This window comes from Lutibacter sp., from assembly GCF_013041805.1.
Taxonomy (GTDB): Bacteria; Bacteroidota; Bacteroidia; order Flavobacteriales; family Flavobacteriaceae; genus Lutibacter.
The window spans coordinates 21,336-38,776 of record NZ_JABDRI010000036.1 but is presented as its reverse complement, the minus strand read 5'-3'; the positions used below and the strand labels follow the sequence as shown (position 1 = coordinate 38,776).

Below are 17,441 nucleotides of genomic sequence, written 5' to 3'. Positions count from 1 at the left end.
TGAAGTGCAAAAATACATAAATTTTGAAAATTTTTAATCGTATTATTGTAGTTAAATTAAAAAGATGGATCAGTTTTTAAAGGATTTGCCTGAATTAGCAAAAGAAAAACACGCAGAAAGTAAAAAGTATTTTGCGAAGTTAAAAAAGCGTACACCAAAAAATTTAGATGTGGTCATGCAAGATTTACACATTAAAGAGTTTGAAAAAACTGATTGCTTGACTTGTGGGAACTGCTGTAAAACTACGAGTCCAATTTTTACAGATAAAGATATTGAGCGTATTTCAAAGCATTTAAAAATGAAGGTAGTTCATTTTATAGCACAATATCTAGAACGTGATTCCGATGATTTTTTTGTATTAAAAACAGCTCCATGTTCTTTTTTTGATTTGAATGATAATACTTGTTTTATTTACGATGTTAGGCCAAAAGCGTGTAGTGAATATCCACATACAAATAGAAGAAAATTTATTCAGATTACCGATTTAACGTTAAAGAATACAGAGATTTGTCCAGCAGCTTTTAATATTGTTGAGGAATTGAAGAAAAAAATTGAATTATAAATTTAACGTACTTGTTTTTTAAATTTATGAAAGTTTAAAGAATAGCAATTATTGACAATTATTTAACGATTAAGGGAGCCTTTATTTAATATTTATAACCCCTTACAAATACTAAACAGCTCCCTTATAATCCCTGAAAAAATATTTTTTTAAGATGTTAAATAGGTTAATTACCTTTCTATCTATGTTTTGAGAATGACTTGAAATGTAAGATGATTCATAATTATACTACCGTTGTGGGTTGTGATGTGGGGACATCTATTTTTTATTTTAAAACTACCGTTGTGAGAACGACTTTTAAGATGCTTATTTAACTACTCTGTGAGGGGACAATTTATGTAGTTAAGGAGCATACTTTGTACTATTACAATAAGGCGCAGTTTTCTGGAATTATTGTTTTTTTTGCTTTGTTTAAATAACTAAAACCAGGTATTAATGTATTAATATAAATTCTATTCACTCTTGCGTTGGCTGTTTTCTTTTTTTTAGTGTTTTTTATTAATTTTAAATGAGGTTCCTTTTTAAAAGTATTTGCTTTCATGATTATTATTTTAGGGGTTAAATTATATTTAATTAAGGTTTAGGGTTGATTTATTTTTTAATAAAAATTTGGGTGAAGTAATTTCTTTGTTCTTGATTTGCATCTGTAGAAATGCCAAAGTGTGTATAATCAGGATTTTCAATAATTTGTTTATGAGCTGGACTATTTAACCATCCATTTACAACACCTTCTGCAGAGTTAAAACCGTATGCAACATTTTCACCAACACTTTTTGCACCAGCGTTATCCATTAAATTTTGTGATCTTTGACTAAAATTATCGTGATTTACCTCACCAATTTGGATCATATAATTGGTATGTCCATCAGCTACACCAGAAATAATGTCTAATCTGTTAAGGGTAGCTAATCCAATGTTAGCTCTGTGTGCATTAACTAAATCTAAAATTTCAGATTCAATACTTGAATAGACAACATTTGAAGTATTCACTACTTCAACTGTATCATTAAAATAAACACCATCTTCTTCAGGAGAACAAGAAAATAACACAAAGCTCAAAAGAAATATGGCAACGAGGTTTAGGGTTAAAGTTTTCATTTTTGCGGGGTTTTGGGGGCTAATTTTAGAGGTTAATTTATTGTTATTTTAGGGTTGATTTATTTTACTTTTTTTAGGGTTGATTTATTTATTTATTTTGTCTTGGGGTATAGGGTTATGTTTTAATTACAGTTCAAATGTAAGAATAAATATTTATAAAACAAATAAAAAATTAAAAAAAATTACCATTTATTATAAAAAACATACCGTTTATTAGTAAAAGATGTCATTTATAAGGTTTTATAGACTTAAAAATATTTTTTTACTTACTATTTATTTATATAAACGTGTATTTTATTTATAAAAATAAGCGTATTATTTTTAATGAGTAACAATATTTAATGCTTTTTAACATATAAAAAAGCAAAATCAAGAAGGTGAAAAGTTAAAATTATCGAGAGAATCAAATCGATAAAGTGAGTAGAAAAAGGATTGATATTTATTGATATATTAAGTAGGTATTTCTAACTTTTTTAAAGTCCTGAATTCCCTTCTTCCAAGAGTTGTAAATATCTTCAATTGAAGTCGTATTTTCGATTTGCTGTTGCAGTTTATTTGTACCTGCTAATTTTGGAAAAAAATCGTTAAAGAATACTTTTTTATCTGATGTTGCTCGGTAAGCTTTTATTAAATATGAGATATCAATTTTACTTAAATAGTTTATTTTGCTTAAATCTTGTCCACAACATTTTATTCCATTATGTTTAGGATATTTAGATCCCTCGTTAGGTTTAGGTGTAAAGCAAAAGTTAAATTCTTTACCTGACAAAAAAGGTGAACCAAAAATTTGGAATTGTTTTTCAGTACCTCTTCCTGCACTAACGTTGGTACCTTCAAAAAAGCACAGACTAGGATAAAGGTTAATAGATTTTTTATTTGGTAAATTAGGTGATGGTTTAATCGATAAATTATATTGTATACTGTGTGTGTAGTTTTTTAGCGGTATCACTGTTAATTCACATTGAATGTTATTTTTAAGCCAACCTTCACCATTTATCATTTGTGCGTATTCACCAATAGTCATTCCATATACAATAGGTACCGGATGCATACCAACAAAGCTTGTATATTCCTTTTCTAAAACGGGGCCATCTATATAATGCGCATTGGGATTTGGACGATCTAGTAGAACAAGTTCAATTCCTGCTTCAGCACACGCTTCCATTACATAGTGCAAGGTAGAAATATAAGTGTAAAACCGAACTCCAACATCTTGAATGTCAAAAACAATAAGATCAACATTTTCTAGTTGCTCCTCTGTTGGTTTCTTATTATTTCCATATAATGAAATTAACGGAAGTCCTGTTTTTAAATCTATACCATCATTCACTTTTTCGCCAGCATCTGCATTTCCTCTAAATCCATGTTCTGGAGAAAAAACCTTTAGAATGTTAAAATTTAAAGCGACTAAACTATCTACTAAATGTGTGAAATTTCCTTCTTTGTTAAGTAAAACAGATGTTTGATTGGCCACTAGCGCAATATTTTTATTTCTAAGAGAGTTTGCATACAATGTTGTTTGCTGTGCACCAGTTTCAATTTTTGTGGCTGCTTCTTTTTTGACCGTTAGTTCTTGTCCGCAAGAAATCAAACTAAAAAAAAATAAAGAAACCAATAAGAAATATGTATTTTTGAACCAATTACAAACCATTATAACATTGAATTACGAGTTATTTATTGCAAAACGCATTATTGCTGCAAAACAATATAAAAGTAGTATATCTTCTCCTATAATAAAAATCGCAATTATTGCTATTACAGTAGGAATGGTTATAATGATGATTTCTATTGCAACAGGAGTTGGTTTACAAGAAAAAATTAGGGAAAAATTATCGGGGTTTAATGGTCATATTCAAATCACAAATTTTGACAATAATAACTCTGAAATTACTTTAGAGCCAGTTTCAATAGAACAAAATTTTTATCCTGAATTTAAAACAGTTAGTGGAATTAAAAACATTCAAGTTTTTGCGACAAAACCTGGTATTATTAGAACAGAAGCCGATTTTGAAGGTATTATTTTTAAGGGAGTTGGAAATGACTATGATTGGACTTTCTTTAAAGATTACATAATAGAAGGAAAATTTCCAAATTACAATAATGAAGTTTCTAATGAAGTATTAATATCAAGTGAGCTATCGAATAGATTGAAGATTGAATTGAATGAGGAGTTTAATATTCTTTTTATAAAGGAAGACCCTTCTAAAGCACCTTGGATACGTGTTGTAAAAGCAGTAGGTATTTACAATTCTGGTTTTCAAGACTTTGATAGAAATTTTGTTCTTGCTGATATTCGTCATATTCAAAAAATGAATAAATGGGAGCAAGGTGAAGTTGGTGGTTTTGAAGTTTTTATAGATGACTTTAATTTAATAAATCAAAAAAGTAATGAAGTCTATAGTGAAACAGCTTCAACATTAAATGCTCAAAGTATTATAGATAAATATCCAGCTATATTTGAATGGATTGGTTTATTTGATACTAATATATATTTAATTATCATCATTATGATTCTAGTTGCTGGTATTAACATGATTACGGCGTTACTCGTGTTAATTTTAGAACGTACTCAAATGGTTGGTATTTTAAAAGCTTTAGGAAGCAATAATAATAGTATTCGAAAAATATTTTTATACAATGCGGGCTATTTAATTATTCGAGGTTTATTTTGGGGAAACTTAATAGGACTTTTTATTTTATTGACGCAGAAATATGGAAAATTTATTTCCTTAAACCCAGAAACTTATTATGTTACGACTGTTCCTATTTTCTTAGATGTAAGTTATATAGTTTTACTTAACATAGGTACGTTGGTGTTATGTTTTTTAATGTTAATTGTTCCTTCCGTGATCATCACAAAAATTAATCCGGTTACTTCTATTAAGTTCGAGTAGTTTTATTTGTTAGTCTAAGATCTTAAACTATTCAACCTGACTTTTTTATAAATTATGGTACATTTGCATCACTAAACTAAAAAAATGATGTACGCTAAAAATATTTTAGAAACTATAGGTAACACACCTTTGGTTAAATTAAATAGAACAGTTGCAGAAATTGATGCTATGGTATTGGCTAAGGTTGAAACATTTAATCCTGGCAATTCTGCAAAAGATAGGATGGCCGTTAAAATGGTTGATGATGCAGAAGCTAAAGGATTATTAAATCCAGGTGGAACTATTATTGAAGGGACTTCAGGAAATACAGGAATGGGATTGGCTTTAGTAGCAATTATGCGTGGGTACAAATTAATTTGTGTAATTAGTGACAAGCAGTCAAAAGAAAAAATGGATATTTTAAGAGCTGTTGGTGCTGAAGTTGTTGTTTGTCCAACAAATGTGGAGCCAGAAGATCCTCGTTCTTATTATTCAGTTTCAAAACGATTGGCTGAAGAAACACCAAACTCGTGGTACGTAAACCAATATGATAATCCGTCAAATGCTTTGGCGCATTATGAAAGTACAGGACCAGAAATTTGGAAACAGACCAACGGTAGAATTACTCATGTTGTTGTTGGAGTAGGAACAGGAGGTACAATCTCAGGTGTTGGAAAATATTTAAAAGAACAAAATCCAGCAATTAAAGTTTGGGGAATTGACACCTATGGATCTGTATTTAAAAAATATCATGAAACAGGTGTTTTTGATGAGAACGAAATTTATTCCTATATAACCGAAGGTATTGGTGAAGATATTTTACCTAAGAATGTAGACTTTAGTGTAATTGATGGTTTTACAAAAGTGACCGACAAAGATGGTGCAGTATATACACGAAAAATAGCGAAAGAAGAAGGTATTTTTGTTGGAAATTCTGCAGGATCAGCAGTAAAAGGATTATTGCAATTAAAAGATCATTTTACAAAAGACGATGTAGTGGTAGTCATATTTCATGACCACGGAAGCAGGTATGTTGGTAAAATGTTTAATGATGATTGGATGCGTGAAAGAGGTTTTTTAGACGAAGAAAAATTAGTGGCAATTGATTTAATTAAGGACAGTATCCATAAACCATTAATTACTGTAAAAACAGAAGAATTAGTTTCTCATGCTATTGAACGCATGCGTGCAAATGACATCTCTCAAATACCGGTAACAGATTCTAATGGTTTTGTAGGCTCAGTGGATGAAAGCGAACTATTTAACTTATATTTTGATGATAAGGATAGTGCTAATAAACCAATAAAAGAGGTGATGGGTACTTCTTTTCCAATCGTAAAAAGTAACACTTCAATAGCAGAAATTTCAAAACTAATTAATCGTGAAAATAGTGCTGTTTTGGTAGATTTAGGAAATAATAAATTTCAAATTATTACCAAGCACGATGTTATTAGAGCTATTCAGTAGTTGAAGAAATTAATCACTAAAAAGCCTTCATATTTATCAATTTGAAGGCTTTTTAGTGATAGAAGTGACACAATATTACTTATTATTTTCAATAATATATTCTAACATTTTCTTTACCAAATGTACTCTATCCATTCCACGTACATTATGAGGGTGCATTGGATAAGTGAAAAAATCGACTTGTACTTTTTGTTTTACAGCTTCTTGCAATAAGGTCATACTATGCTGTGGCACAACTGTTGGATCAACAGAACCATGAATTAGAAGCATTTTTCCATCTAGATTTGAAATATAGTTATGGACTTTTGCTTTTTTGTATCCTTCAGGATTTTCTTGTGGTGTATCCATATAGCGTTCACCATACATAACTTCATAATATTTCCAATCGGTTACAGGTCCACCTGCTACAGCAGTTGTAAATACTCCAGGATTCCGCAACATTAAGCTAGTTGTCATAAAACCTCCATAACTCCAACCATTAACAGCAATTCTAGACTCATCAACATAATCTAACGATTTTAAATAGTCTATACCTGTTAATTGATCTTCTATTTCTGCATCTCCTAAATTTCTATGAATCACGCTTTCAAAAGCAAAACCCCTATGTGCTGAACCTCGGTTATCAAGCGTAAATACAATATAATTTTCTAATGTAGCAAAGGCAGGCATCCATAAACTTGATCCGCCTAACCAAGAATTAGTAACTAATTGGGCATGAGGCCCACCATATACATACACTAAAACAGGATATTTTTTTGTAGGGTCAAAATTAGCAGGTTTTGTTATTTTTGCATATAAATCAGTACCATCAACTCCTTTCAAAGTTAGAAATTCAGTAGAGCCTAAATTGTACTCTTTTAGTGGGTTTTCAGCTTCTAAGATGGTCGTAGATTTTCCATTTTTAATCGCACCAATCTTAATATTTTTTGGAATATTTAAACTGCTGTATGAATCAATAAAATAATCTCCAAATGAATTTATTAAGGTGCTATGTGTTCCCTCTTGTTTCGTAATTTGATCATATTTACCAGACTTTAAGTTTACCTTAAAAGTATGAGATTCTCTTGCATCTTTTCCTGTACCTGATATAAATACGTGTTTACCTTTTACATCAAAACCTATAATTCCAGTAACTACCCAATTAAAATTAGTAAGTTGTTTTACCAATTTTCCTTCCGTAGTGTATTCATATATATTCATAAATCCATCACGTTCACTTAGCCATAAGAAGTTGGTATTACTATTCGGTAAAAAAACAGCATCATACTCGGGCTCAGTCCATTTTGAGTTTGTTTCTTCAAATAGTGTATTCACTTTTTCTCCGGTTTCAATATTATACTTGTTAAACCAAACGTGATTTTGATCTCTGTTTATTTCTGCAACCAACACGTATTTTTCATCGGGTGTCCACGATAAATTTGTTAAATAATGCTCATCTGAAGTATCAATGTTTAAGTAACTGGTTGTGTTATTTTTTAAATTATAAATTCCAATTTTAGCTTTTTCACTTTCTTGCCCAGCCATTGGATATTTAATGTTATTTAATGAAGCAGGATACGTTGTTATATCTACTAAAGGATAATTAGTAACATTGCTTTCATCTTTTTGATAAAACGCTAAAAAATTTCCTTCTGGACTCCAAAAAGTACCTTTTACAATTCCAAACTCACTTCGGTGAATAGCCTGTCCTGAAACTATATTTTCATCATCAATTTTAGTTACAGCAATTTTTGTATTGGAAGCTGTACCAATATATAAATTGTTATCTAATGTGTATGCAATTGCTTCAGCCTTTGAATTGAACTCTGTGTTTTGAGCTTTTTCATCAAAATTAATAGAGATTTTTTTTTGATTTGTTACATAGTTAACTATTTCTACAGAGTTTCTATTTCTAAAAGAAAAGTGTGTTGGAGTGATTTCTTGCAAAAGTGGAAATCGTTTTAAAGTTGGATATATGACTTGTAATTGAACTAAAGAGAGGCTCTTAATTTTTTTCCCTGTTTTGGCATCTGTAAAAATTAACTCATTTTCTTTTTGAAAAACATAGGTGTTTGAATCGTCAACCCATTTTAGATTTTGTAATGAGGTAGGGTATAAGCCCTTGTAATATCCTAAAACGGCATCGTCAATTGTTAGTGTATTTTGTTGTGAAAATCCTACGAAAAAAGTAGTAAGGAATAAAATAAAAAATATTCTTCTCATGGGTAGTGTATTTAAGTGATAAAACAAAGTTACTTAATATTTGTACTTGAGTTATGATGTTTATCAGTTGTAATTAAAAATTTAAGCGAGCCATTATAGGGAAATGATCGGAGTAATTAACATTGTAGGTTTTGAAATTATTGATATTGATAGCTTGATCAGCTAAAATAAAATCAATTCGTAAGGGGAAGTTGAAATTATAGGTTTTTCCAAATCCTTTTCCAGATTCTTCAAAAGCATCATTTTTTCCTTTTTTCAATTGATGATATACCCAAGAAAATGCATTATTATTAAAATCTCCACAAATCACCTTTTTTAAGTTTGTTTTTTGTTGATGTCGCACTAATAAAGTAGCTTGGTTTGCTTGTTTTTTAAAGGCATTTTCCAATCTAACTTTTAATTTTTCAGTATTTTCTTTATTAAAAGCTTTCTCTTCAGGATTTATTTTCAACGACTCTAAATGTACATTATAAACTCTTATCGTGTCATTATTTTTTACAATATCTGCAAATATGGCGTTGTTACTACTATTAGAAAAATTTAGAGAGCCTGTATTAATGATGCTATATTTTGAGAAAATTGCTTGTCCAAATCTATTTCCCTTGTTGTTTACTTTTATAAATTTATATGGATAGCTAAAGCCTAATTCTTCTTTATTATTAAATTCTTGTAAGCAAAGTACATCAGGGTTTTTATTATTGATAAAATCATATATTTTTTGTGGTACATTTTCTTCATGAATCCAATCGTACACATTAAACATGCGTACGTTATAACTCATAATTTTTAAATCGTTATTTAAGAGTACTTTTTTTTCTTGAAAGGAATAAAATTTAGTAAGGTGTTGAAAACCAATAAGTAAAACTAATATTGAAATTAAAAACTGACGTTTTAATTTTACAATCCAATAGAATGCGAATAATAAATTTATCACAATTAAAAATGGTATAACCAAGCTTAAAAGAGAGAATATTGGAAATGTGTTTGGCGAAATGTAATAGCTTAAAAATGAAATAAGTAATAAAGCTGCTACCAATGAATTAGCAATTGTAATTAATTTATCTATAATTGATAATTTTTTCATTTACTTTTTTCCTGCTCTAAATAGAAAATCTTTTTCTTCTTGTGTCAAACTTTCGTAACCCGATTTACTAATTTTATCTAAAATATCATCAATTTTACGTTGCTTTGTTTTAGAAACATCTTTGGTTTTACTACTTCTTTTATTTTTTGTTTTGTAAACGGCTTTAAAGGGCGATTTTTTCTCTGGTTTGAAAAGTGTTGAAAAATAATCTAAAATCATTTCAAACCATTGACCAATATCATTTCCTCTTTCTAATTGTTTTGAATATATAAATCCAAAAATAGCACCGCTAATATGCGCAATCGCAGATCCTTTGTCAGGATTTGCTAATTGTAAAATACTTAATGAAACCCAAATTGCTGCTAATACCCATAACTCAACACTCCCTATGAATCTCAATCTTAGCGCATATCTCGGAATTTTTGTGGCTATTGCAATAAAAATGGTAGTAACTGCAGCAGATGCTCCGGCTAGTGGAAGCACATTTATAGTATCTAATATATAGTAATAGGTCAAAAACATGCTACCTCCAAAAATACCTCCTAAAAAGTAAAAATTTAAAAATTGCTTTTTAGTATAAAAATCCAAGAATAAATTCCCAATATAATAGAGCACTAGTAAATTTGAAAGTATATGAAACAGGTTTTGGTGTAAAAAGGAATAACTAATTAATGTCCAAGGTTTGTATAAAAAATTATCCAAACTTGCAGGGAGTGCAAACCATTGAATTATAAATCGCGTGAAGAGCAATGTAATTAAAAATAGAAATACATTGATGTAAATTATTTTTTCAACTACAGTTGCCTTTTTGTAAGCGTATTTTATGTCGTTTAAAATGTTCAAAATTTAATTCCAGCGTTTAAATTGATTTTGTTTCCAATACCAAGCAATAATAAATCCTATTAAGGCTCCACCAATATGTGCAAAGTGAGCAACATTTCCTATTGAATATTTCGTTACTCCAAAAAATAAATCACCTAAAATTATGACAGGAATAAAATATTTTGCCGCTATTGGAACAGGAAAAAATATCAATGCTAATTTAGCATTTGGAAATGATAACCCAAAAGCAACTAAAATTCCATAAATAGCACCTGAAGCTCCAACAGCAGGGGTATGGTAAGTTGCGTAAAATTCGGATAGAGTAGTTTCTGAGATTTGTTCTAAAATTTGTGAATTGTAGCTTCCCGTAGTTAACAACTGCTGAATATCAGAAGTTGAAACTCCAATTTTAATTAATTGTTCGTACACACTATTAAATTGGTAATAATTAACTAATGTATAAATTATACCAGCTCCTAAACCAGCAGAAAGGTAGAAAAATATAAATTTATTTTTCCCCCACATTTGTTCTAATGGTGTTCCAAAAGCCCATAAACCATACATGTTAAATAAGATGTGCGAAAAGCCACCGTGCATAAACATATGAGTAGCAAATTGCCAAAACCCAAATTGAGGGCTTTCAGGAAAATACAAAGCAAACATGCTTTGCAATCCTAAGCTTGGCGCGAGTTGAGGTATTATAAAAAATAAAACATTTATAATTACTAAATGTTTAACAGCTTCTGTAATTCTTCCCATAATTTTTCTAATAACAAGTGTTAATTGTTAAATTTATTATCAATTTCATCAATAGCTTCGGTTACAAACGTAGTTTTTCCAAACGGAGATATGTCAGGCTGTTTGCAACTGAATAATTTATTTACAATTTCTTCCTGTTCTTTTAAATCTAATTTTGTCCCTGTTTTAATAGCTAAACTTTTAGCTAGGCTTTTTGCCATAATATCTAACTGACTAAAACTAGCATTTGGTATATCATTTTTAATATCTTCTAATAATTGTTCAATAATAATAGTAATCTGACTTTCAACAATAGTAGTTGGAATTCCTTTCACAATAATAGTGTCATCTAAAATTTTATCAAACAAAAACCCAATATTTTTTAAATCGGCTTCAATTTCCTTGATCAAATCAATATCGTCTTTATTGAATGAAATTTCTAAAGGAAACAATAATTGTTGACTCATAGCTTCTTTAACAGTAATATTTTCCAAAAACTCTTCATATAAAATTCGTTGATGTGCTAAATGCTGATTGATATACACAATACCAGATTTAATACTACTAACAATATATTTTTTATGAATTTGATATGTTTTACTAGTTGTTTTCTCTTCTGAAAACAAAGAAGAAGGTATAGTCTCAGCTTCTACTTCTATATGTTGAACATCAATACCTGCATATAAGCTTTCCCATTTAGGCATTTTTTCCCGTTTGAAAGGGAATGATATAGATTTTTGAGTGTCGCTTTTAAATGGATTAAAATCTGGATTTACTGATACTTTTGGCGTTTCAGATTTTTTGTGTTTAAAATCGTATGGTGTATCAAATGAGGCGCTTCTCTCAAAATCAAGAACAGGTGCAACATTATATTGTCCTAAGCTGTGTTTTATTGTTGAGCGTAAAATAGCATACAGCGTTTTTTCATCATCGAACTTAATTTCGGTTTTTGTTGGATGAATATTTATATCAATACTTTTTGTAGGAACCGTTAAATACAAAAAATACGTTGGAAAGTAACCATGAGATAGCAAGCTTTCAAAAGCATTCGTAACTGCATGATTTAAATAAGCATTTTTGATAAAGCGATCATTGACAAAAAAGAACTGTTCTCCTCTTTTTTTCTTGGCAAACTCTGGTTTCGCAACAAAACCGTTTATTTCTAAGATATCCGTAACTTCATTTATTGGTACTAATTTTTCGTTAGTTTTTTTACCAAAAATTGCTACTATTCGTTGTCGTAAATTTCCTTTAATTAAGTTATAAACATCATTATCATTGTGATAAAATGAAAAAGATACGTTAGGGTGAGCTAAAGCAACTCTCTGAAATTCATTCACAATATGTCGTGTCTCAATACTGTTAGATTTTAGAAAATTTCGACGAGCAGGAATATTATAGAATAAATTTTTTACAGCAATAGATGTTCCAATAGATGTTGAAGTGTTTTCTTGAAAAATTAATTTGCTTCCTTCAATTTTAATATGTGTACCAACCTCTTTTCCTTCTTCTTTTGTTTTTAATTCAACGTGAGCAATGGCCGCGATTGAAGCTAATGCTTCACCTCTAAACCCTTTGGTATGTAGATTAAATAAATCTTCTGCTTTTTTAATTTTTGATGTTGCGTGTCGCTCAAAACTAAGTCTAGCATCTGTTTGACTCATTCCAATACCATTATCAATTACTTGAATGAGTATCTTACCTGCATCTTTTATAAGTAATTTAATATCAGTGGCGTTTGCATCAATTGCATTTTCTAGTAATTCTTTTACTACAGAAGCTGGTCGCTGAACAACTTCACCAGCTGCGATTTGATTGGCAACATGGTCGGGTAATAACTGAATTATATCTGACATTTAAAAAGGATTCTTGAAAATGGATAAGTCGAAATCAATAATGTATAAAAAGATGAATACAAGAATAGCAATTATGATCAAAATTGTTTTGTTGAAGCCTCTGTTTTCTGAATTTTCACTTTCTTCAAATGCTCTCTGAAACTTCTCTTTTAACCCTTTACTACCGCCTACGGTTGTTCTAAATTCGTCAAATTTATGCCCTATTTGATATGGATTTCCCTCACCCTTGTAATATCTAGGCTTATAGTCGAACTTTTTATTGGTGCGTTTTTTTAAAAATCCCATAGAAACCAAAAATAATGAATTCTCAAGTAGTGGTCAAGTTTTGTGAATAAGAAGTCTGTTAAAACTCTCTTAAAGCTGCCATTTTAATTGCGGCAATAGCAGATTCTATACCTTTATTTCCGTGTTTACCACCTGATCTATCAATTGATTGTTGCTTTGTATTATCGGTAAGCACACAAAATATGATTGGAACATCATATTTAATATTTAAATCTTTTATGCCCTGAGTAACACCTTCGCATACAAAATCAAAATGTTTTGTTTCTCCTTGAATTACATTTCCTATTGCAATTATAGCATCTACCTTTTGGGTATCGAGCATATGTTTGCAACCATAAATTAATTCAAAACTTCCTGGAACATCCCAGCGAATAATATTTTCTCTAACTGCTCCATTTTGAATAAGTGCTTCTTCAGCCCCCAAATATAAATTACCTGTAATATCAGGATTCCATTCAGAAACAACAATCCCAAATCGAAATTTCTTCGCATTTGGGATTGTAGCTTTATCGTAATAAGATAAATTAGTTGTAGCCATTATAGCTTATTTTTTTGAAGCATATGTTGCTTTACTAATGTAAATGTCAATTTTTTTAGCCTCTTCAGAATTAGGATAGTCACTTTTAATTCTATTGAAAATTTCCAACGCTTTTGAGAAATTCTCTAGTTCCATCGCTGTATTTCCTGCTTTGAAAAGAAACAAAGGAGTTGAAAAATTATTATCTCTTAAATTGGCCGCTTTTAAATAATAGTCTAAAGCGTCTTCTGGTTGATTAATATCAGCAAAAGCATCACCAATAGCACCTTTTGCAGTTGGACCTAATAACTCATCGTCTGATGAGAATTGTTCCAAATATTCGATAGCTTCTGGGTAGTTTTTTAGTTTTAAATAAGCGATTCCAGCATAGTAATTAGCTAAATTACCAGCTTTAGTTCCACTATACTGACTAGCAATATCTACAAAGCCTAATTTTCCATCAGCACCATTTAAACCTAGTGTATATAATGAATCTACAGCAACTGAGCTAGTTGACGCTTGTTCAAAATAAACTTTCGGAAATGCTAATTCGTTTGCAGCCTCTTTTTCTTTAGGCCCTACAATATATTTTTGATATGGTAAATAGCTTAAAATTAGCACTACCAAAATACCTAAAACAATAAATATTGTTTTTTGGTTTTTAATCACGAATTTTTCTGACCTAGAAGCAGTCTCATCTAAAGTATTAAAAACTTCAGCAGTTGTTGAATGTTCTTCAATTTTGTTTTGAGCTTTTTTAGCTTTACTTCCCGTCTTTTTATATGTTGCCATTTATTTCTAATATTTGTAGGCGCAAAAGTAGCTTTTTTAATTGAAAAGTAAAAATGCATTTCTATCAAAATTTCCATTTATTTTCAATAATTTTAAACTTTCAAAAAAAATAGATGCACTTACAAAAAATTACACTCGTAAATTTTAAAAATTTCGAATCGAAAACGTTCAATTTTCAAGATAAAATTAATTGTTTTGTTGGGAATAATGGCGTGGGAAAAACGAATGTATTAGATGCAATTTATTATTTATCTTTTGCTAAAAGTTACTTTAATCCTGTGGCAACTCAAAATATTAGACATTCTGAAGATTTTTTTATGATAGAAGGAGAATATGATATTAATGCTAAAATAGATACGGTTGTTTGTAGTTTAAAGCGAGGGCATAAAAAAGTAGTGAAGCGAAATGGGAAGATATATGAAAAATTTTCAGACCATATTGGTTACTTGCCTTTAGTAATTATTTCACCAGCCGATAGAGATTTAATTACTGATGGTAGCGATGTTCGCCGGAAATTTATTGACAATGTAATTTCTCAATCAAATAATAAATATTTACTAGCACTTATAAAATATAATAAAGTGTTGGCTCAACGAAATTCGTTGTTGAAATATTTTGCTTTGAATAGAACCTTTGATGCTGTTAATTTAACAGTATATAATGAACAATTAGCGCAGTACGGAACTATAATTTATAATGAACGAAAAGCGTTTTTATCTGAATTTATTACTATTTTTAAGAAAAGGTATAAAGTAATCTCAAATAGTTCAGAAAGTGTAGATTTAGTGTATAAATCTCAATTAAATGAAACAAATTTCTTAGATTTATTTGAGCAAAATTTAGAAAAAGACAGAGTATTGCAATATTCGAGCTCAGGAATACATAAAGATGATTTAGTTTTTGAAATTGATGGTTATCCTATTAAGAAATTCGGATCTCAAGGGCAGCAAAAATCCTACTTAGTTGCATTAAAATTAGCGCAATTCGATTTTATTAAAAAACAGTCTAAAGTGAAACCAATTTTATTACTTGATGATATTTTTGATAAATTAGATGATGAACGTGTAACTCAAATTATTAAATTAGTAAATAATAATGAGTTTGGTCAGTTATTCATAAGTGATACACATAAAGAGCGAACGGAAGAGGTTGTAAAAGTAACGAAGCAATCTTATAAAATATTTCAATTATAATGGCAAAGAGACAAAATGATTTTCATTCAATTCAAGATTTAATGAAAGATGTTATAAAAGAAAATAAGCTAACAAAAGGTATTCAACAACTTTCTGTTAAAGACGCTTGGGCTAAATTAATGGGGAAAGGAGTTGTTTCGTATACGAATAAGGTTCAATTAAATGGAAAAACACTAGTTGTAAATTTGAATTCTTCAGTTTTAAGAGAAGAATTAAGCTATGGTAAAGATAAAATTATTAAGCTGATGAATGAAGAACTAGGAGAGGAGTTAATCTCAAGAATTATTTTGAGCTAACAAAAAAACCGATGCTGAACATCGGTTTTTTTGTTTGTTATAAAAAGTATTTTTAAAACATTTCTCTTCCTGAAAAATGAAAAGCACCTTCAATTGCTGCATTTTCATCACTATCCGATCCGTGAATTGCATTTTCTCCCATTGAAGTTGCATATAATTTACGAATGGTTCCTTCAGCAGCATCAGCTGGGTTTGTAGCACCAATTAGTACTCTAAAATCTTCAACTGCATTTTCTTTTTCTAAAATAGCTGCTACAATTGGACCGCGAGTCATAAACTCAACTAATTCTCCAAAAAATGGACGTTCATTGTGAACTGCATAAAATTCTTCAGCATCAGCCACAGTCATTTGTGTTTTTTTCATTGCTACAATTCTAAAACCTGCAGCATTAATTTTTTCTAATATTGCTCCAGTATAACCTTGTTCAACGGAATCAGGTTTAAGCATTGTAAATGTTCTATTTGTTACCATTATAAGTTATCATTTATTTAAAATCGGGGCAAATATAGTATTTTTTGAATTAAATTGATTTTACCGCTAATATTTCTGAGATATAGTTTCGTAAAGTTTATTATTTTCACCTCTTATTTCCATAAGCACCGTATCATTTTCAAAATCAAATTTTAAAATCCCAAAGCTTTTTTCAGAGACTACGTTTCCAAATCTAAATTGATTGTTCTCTCCACTAAAATTTGAATAAGAATGGGTCAAACCACTTGATGTAAAATCTATAAGAGGATAGTTTAAACCATTCACCTCTTTTTTTGAGAACTCAGAAATATGTCTATCACCAGAAAGTATAATCGCATTTTTTGTGTTTGTTGAAATAAGTAGCTTTTCAAGCTTTTCAACTTCAGAAGGCATATTTCCCCATGTTTCAAAACCATGTTCCGCCGATAGAAATTGAATGCTACTCATGATAATAGTATAAGAAGCTTGGGAGTTTTCCAATTGTTCCTGCAGCCAATTCCATTGTTTTTCTCCTAATATAGTTGCATCAGTATTTATTGCTGGCTTGTACCTTTTTTTTGTTTCAGTATCATCTGTTAATGCAGTTCTAAAATAACGTGTATCTAACAAAATTATTTTTATAGATTTAGCACCAACCTTATAGTCTTTAGCAAAATATACACCTTCTTGCATTCTTCTTTCATCATTTTTAGGAACATCAAAAAAGTCTAAAAATAATTGTTGGGCTTCTGCTTTTTTAGGGTATTCGGTTCCTCCATCATTTACACCATAATCGTGATCATCCCAAGTTGCAAGTACATCCAGGTTTTTTATAAAGTTCATGTAATCAACATTATTCTTTTGTTTCAAATAATTCTGTTCTAAATAGGCCATATCTTCTGTGTCAGAATAAATAATATCACCGCCCCAAATCCAAACAGCAGGATTATTTTTTTTAATTTCACCCCAAAAAGTATTTGGTAAATTTTGATTATTACATGAGCCAAATGCAATTACAAAATCGGTAGCTGGTTTAGTTGTATTTAAAACTTCAGGTGTAGTTTTTTTATCTGTTTTACACGATGAAAACGCAAATAAAAAAAGTAAAAGTATTTTAAAGTTATTCATTTTTTGTTGATGTTATTTATTTAAGAACAAATATACATTCCTTATTTTAAATAAATATTGGATTATTTGTATATTTG

General features: G+C 29.7%; 18 protein-coding genes. 5 read left to right on the top strand and 13 right to left on the bottom strand.

Translation table 11 applies throughout. The features are described from left to right. Positions 1-64 precede the first annotated feature (64 nt). Positions 65-562, top strand: coding sequence for a YkgJ family cysteine cluster protein (locus HKP59_RS05245; protein ID WP_291804226.1), 498 nt, complete (start codon positions 65-67; stop codon positions 560-562). A gap of 364 nt (positions 563-926) precedes the next feature. Here HKP59_RS05245 and HKP59_RS05240 read toward each other — a convergent pair whose 3' ends face one another. The 3 genes from HKP59_RS05240 to HKP59_RS05230 all read right to left on the bottom strand — a co-directional run bounded on the left by HKP59_RS05240 (position 927) and on the right by HKP59_RS05230 (position 3,275). Continuing rightward, complete coding sequence (locus HKP59_RS05240; protein WP_291804224.1) at positions 927-1,103, bottom strand: hypothetical protein; 177 nt, start codon at positions 1,101-1,103, stop codon at positions 927-929. A 50-nt stretch (positions 1,104-1,153) separates the two neighbouring features. Continuing rightward, positions 1,154-1,660 (bottom strand): CAP domain-containing protein, encoded by a 507-nt coding sequence (locus HKP59_RS05235; RefSeq protein ID WP_291804221.1) that lies wholly within the window; start codon positions 1,658-1,660, stop codon positions 1,154-1,156. A 439-nt stretch (positions 1,661-2,099) separates the two neighbouring features. Then, on the bottom strand, positions 2,100-3,275 hold the full coding sequence (locus tag HKP59_RS05230; protein WP_291804219.1) for a DUF1343 domain-containing protein: 1,176 nt from the start codon (positions 3,273-3,275) through the stop codon (positions 2,100-2,102). 43 nt (positions 3,276-3,318) lie between these two features. Between HKP59_RS05230 and HKP59_RS05225 the strand changes: the two genes are divergently transcribed. Both HKP59_RS05225 and HKP59_RS05220 read left to right on the top strand, forming a co-directional pair. Then, positions 3,319-4,554, top strand: a complete 1,236-nt coding sequence (locus HKP59_RS05225; protein WP_291804216.1) for an FtsX-like permease family protein — start codon at positions 3,319-3,321, stop codon at positions 4,552-4,554. Between the two features lie 84 nt (positions 4,555-4,638). After that, positions 4,639-6,000, top strand: coding sequence for a pyridoxal-phosphate dependent enzyme (locus HKP59_RS05220; RefSeq protein ID WP_291804212.1), 1,362 nt, complete (start codon positions 4,639-4,641; stop codon positions 5,998-6,000). Between the two features lie 75 nt (positions 6,001-6,075). On the opposite strand, the gene HKP59_RS05215 is transcribed toward HKP59_RS05220, so the two are convergent. The 8 genes from HKP59_RS05215 to HKP59_RS05180 all read right to left on the bottom strand — a co-directional run bounded on the left by HKP59_RS05215 (position 6,076) and on the right by HKP59_RS05180 (position 14,296). After that, the gene (locus HKP59_RS05215) at positions 6,076-8,202 is read right to left on the bottom strand and encodes a DPP IV N-terminal domain-containing protein (RefSeq protein WP_291804210.1); all 2,127 of its coding nucleotides are present in this window, start codon (positions 8,200-8,202) and stop codon (positions 6,076-6,078) included. A gap of 73 nt (positions 8,203-8,275) precedes the next feature. After that, on the bottom strand, positions 8,276-9,286 hold the full coding sequence (locus HKP59_RS05210; RefSeq protein ID WP_291804207.1) for an endonuclease/exonuclease/phosphatase family protein: 1,011 nt from the start codon (positions 9,284-9,286) through the stop codon (positions 8,276-8,278). After that, the gene (locus HKP59_RS05205; RefSeq protein ID WP_291804204.1) at positions 9,287-10,129 is read right to left on the bottom strand and encodes a rhomboid family intramembrane serine protease; all 843 of its coding nucleotides are present in this window, start codon (positions 10,127-10,129) and stop codon (positions 9,287-9,289) included. Positions 10,130-10,132: 3 nt separating this feature from the next. After that, positions 10,133-10,867: a rhomboid family intramembrane serine protease gene (locus HKP59_RS05200; protein ID WP_291804201.1), complete on the bottom strand. Its 735-nt coding sequence runs from the start codon at positions 10,865-10,867 to the stop codon at positions 10,133-10,135. A gap of 20 nt (positions 10,868-10,887) precedes the next feature. Next, positions 10,888-12,702, bottom strand: a complete 1,815-nt coding sequence (mutL, locus tag HKP59_RS05195; protein WP_291804199.1) for a DNA mismatch repair endonuclease MutL — start codon at positions 12,700-12,702, stop codon at positions 10,888-10,890. Then, the gene (locus HKP59_RS05190; protein ID WP_291804196.1) at positions 12,703-12,987 is read right to left on the bottom strand and encodes a riboflavin synthase subunit beta; all 285 of its coding nucleotides are present in this window, start codon (positions 12,985-12,987) and stop codon (positions 12,703-12,705) included. A gap of 58 nt (positions 12,988-13,045) precedes the next feature. Then, positions 13,046-13,525 (bottom strand): 6,7-dimethyl-8-ribityllumazine synthase, encoded by a 480-nt coding sequence (gene ribH / locus HKP59_RS05185; RefSeq protein WP_291804194.1) that lies wholly within the window; start codon positions 13,523-13,525, stop codon positions 13,046-13,048. Positions 13,526-13,531: 6 nt separating this feature from the next. Then, the gene (locus tag HKP59_RS05180; RefSeq protein ID WP_291804192.1) at positions 13,532-14,296 is read right to left on the bottom strand and encodes a tetratricopeptide repeat protein; all 765 of its coding nucleotides are present in this window, start codon (positions 14,294-14,296) and stop codon (positions 13,532-13,534) included. Positions 14,297-14,409: 113 nt separating this feature from the next. Between HKP59_RS05180 and recF the strand changes: the two genes are divergently transcribed. Both recF and HKP59_RS05170 read left to right on the top strand, forming a co-directional pair. Then, positions 14,410-15,489 carry a DNA replication/repair protein RecF gene (gene recF, locus HKP59_RS05175; protein ID WP_291804189.1) on the top strand — a complete coding sequence of 360 codons (1,080 nt, stop codon included), beginning with the start codon at positions 14,410-14,412 and terminating at the stop codon, positions 15,487-15,489. Continuing rightward, a complete protein-coding gene (locus tag HKP59_RS05170; protein ID WP_291804186.1) occupies positions 15,489-15,785 on the top strand; it encodes a DUF721 domain-containing protein in 297 nt (98 codons plus the stop codon). Before recF ends, HKP59_RS05170 begins: the two co-directional genes overlap by 1 nt. A 52-nt stretch (positions 15,786-15,837) precedes the next feature. Here the strand turns inward: HKP59_RS05170 and HKP59_RS05165 are convergent, their stop codons facing one another. Then, positions 15,838-16,257 (bottom strand): nucleoside-diphosphate kinase, encoded by a 420-nt coding sequence (locus HKP59_RS05165; protein ID WP_291804183.1) that lies wholly within the window; start codon positions 16,255-16,257, stop codon positions 15,838-15,840. Between the two features lie 66 nt (positions 16,258-16,323). After that, positions 16,324-17,364 carry an alkaline phosphatase D family protein gene (locus HKP59_RS05160; protein ID WP_291804181.1) on the bottom strand — a complete coding sequence of 347 codons (1,041 nt, stop codon included), beginning with the start codon at positions 17,362-17,364 and terminating at the stop codon, positions 16,324-16,326. Between the last annotated feature and the right edge of the window lie 77 nt (positions 17,365-17,441).

Coding starts and splice junctions, on each gene's coding strand:
- HKP59_RS05245 (WP_291804226.1), top strand. CDS start 65: ATGGATCAGTTTTTAAAGGATTTGCCTGAATTAGCAAAAGAAAAACAC.
- HKP59_RS05240 (WP_291804224.1), bottom strand. CDS start 1,103: ATGAAAGCAAATACTTTTAAAAAGGAACCTCATTTAAAATTAATAAAA.
- HKP59_RS05235 (WP_291804221.1), bottom strand. CDS start 1,660: ATGAAAACTTTAACCCTAAACCTCGTTGCCATATTTCTTTTGAGCTTT.
- HKP59_RS05220 (WP_291804212.1), top strand. CDS start 4,639: ATGATGTACGCTAAAAATATTTTAGAAACTATAGGTAACACACCTTTG.
- HKP59_RS05215 (WP_291804210.1), bottom strand. CDS start 8,202: ATGAGAAGAATATTTTTTATTTTATTCCTTACTACTTTTTTCGTAGGA.
- HKP59_RS05210 (WP_291804207.1), bottom strand. CDS start 9,286: ATGAAAAAATTATCAATTATAGATAAATTAATTACAATTGCTAATTCA.
- HKP59_RS05200 (WP_291804201.1), bottom strand. CDS start 10,867: ATGGGAAGAATTACAGAAGCTGTTAAACATTTAGTAATTATAAATGTT.
- mutL (WP_291804199.1), bottom strand. CDS start 12,702: ATGTCAGATATAATTCAGTTATTACCCGACCATGTTGCCAATCAAATC.
- HKP59_RS05190 (WP_291804196.1), bottom strand. CDS start 12,987: ATGGGATTTTTAAAAAAACGCACCAATAAAAAGTTCGACTATAAGCCT.
- ribH (WP_291804194.1), bottom strand. CDS start 13,525: ATGGCTACAACTAATTTATCTTATTACGATAAAGCTACAATCCCAAAT.
- HKP59_RS05180 (WP_291804192.1), bottom strand. CDS start 14,296: ATGGCAACATATAAAAAGACGGGAAGTAAAGCTAAAAAAGCTCAAAAC.
- recF (WP_291804189.1), top strand. CDS start 14,410: ATGCACTTACAAAAAATTACACTCGTAAATTTTAAAAATTTCGAATCG.
- HKP59_RS05170 (WP_291804186.1), top strand. CDS start 15,489: ATGGCAAAGAGACAAAATGATTTTCATTCAATTCAAGATTTAATGAAA.
- HKP59_RS05165 (WP_291804183.1), bottom strand. CDS start 16,257: ATGGTAACAAATAGAACATTTACAATGCTTAAACCTGATTCCGTTGAA.
- HKP59_RS05160 (WP_291804181.1), bottom strand. CDS start 17,364: ATGAATAACTTTAAAATACTTTTACTTTTTTTATTTGCGTTTTCATCG.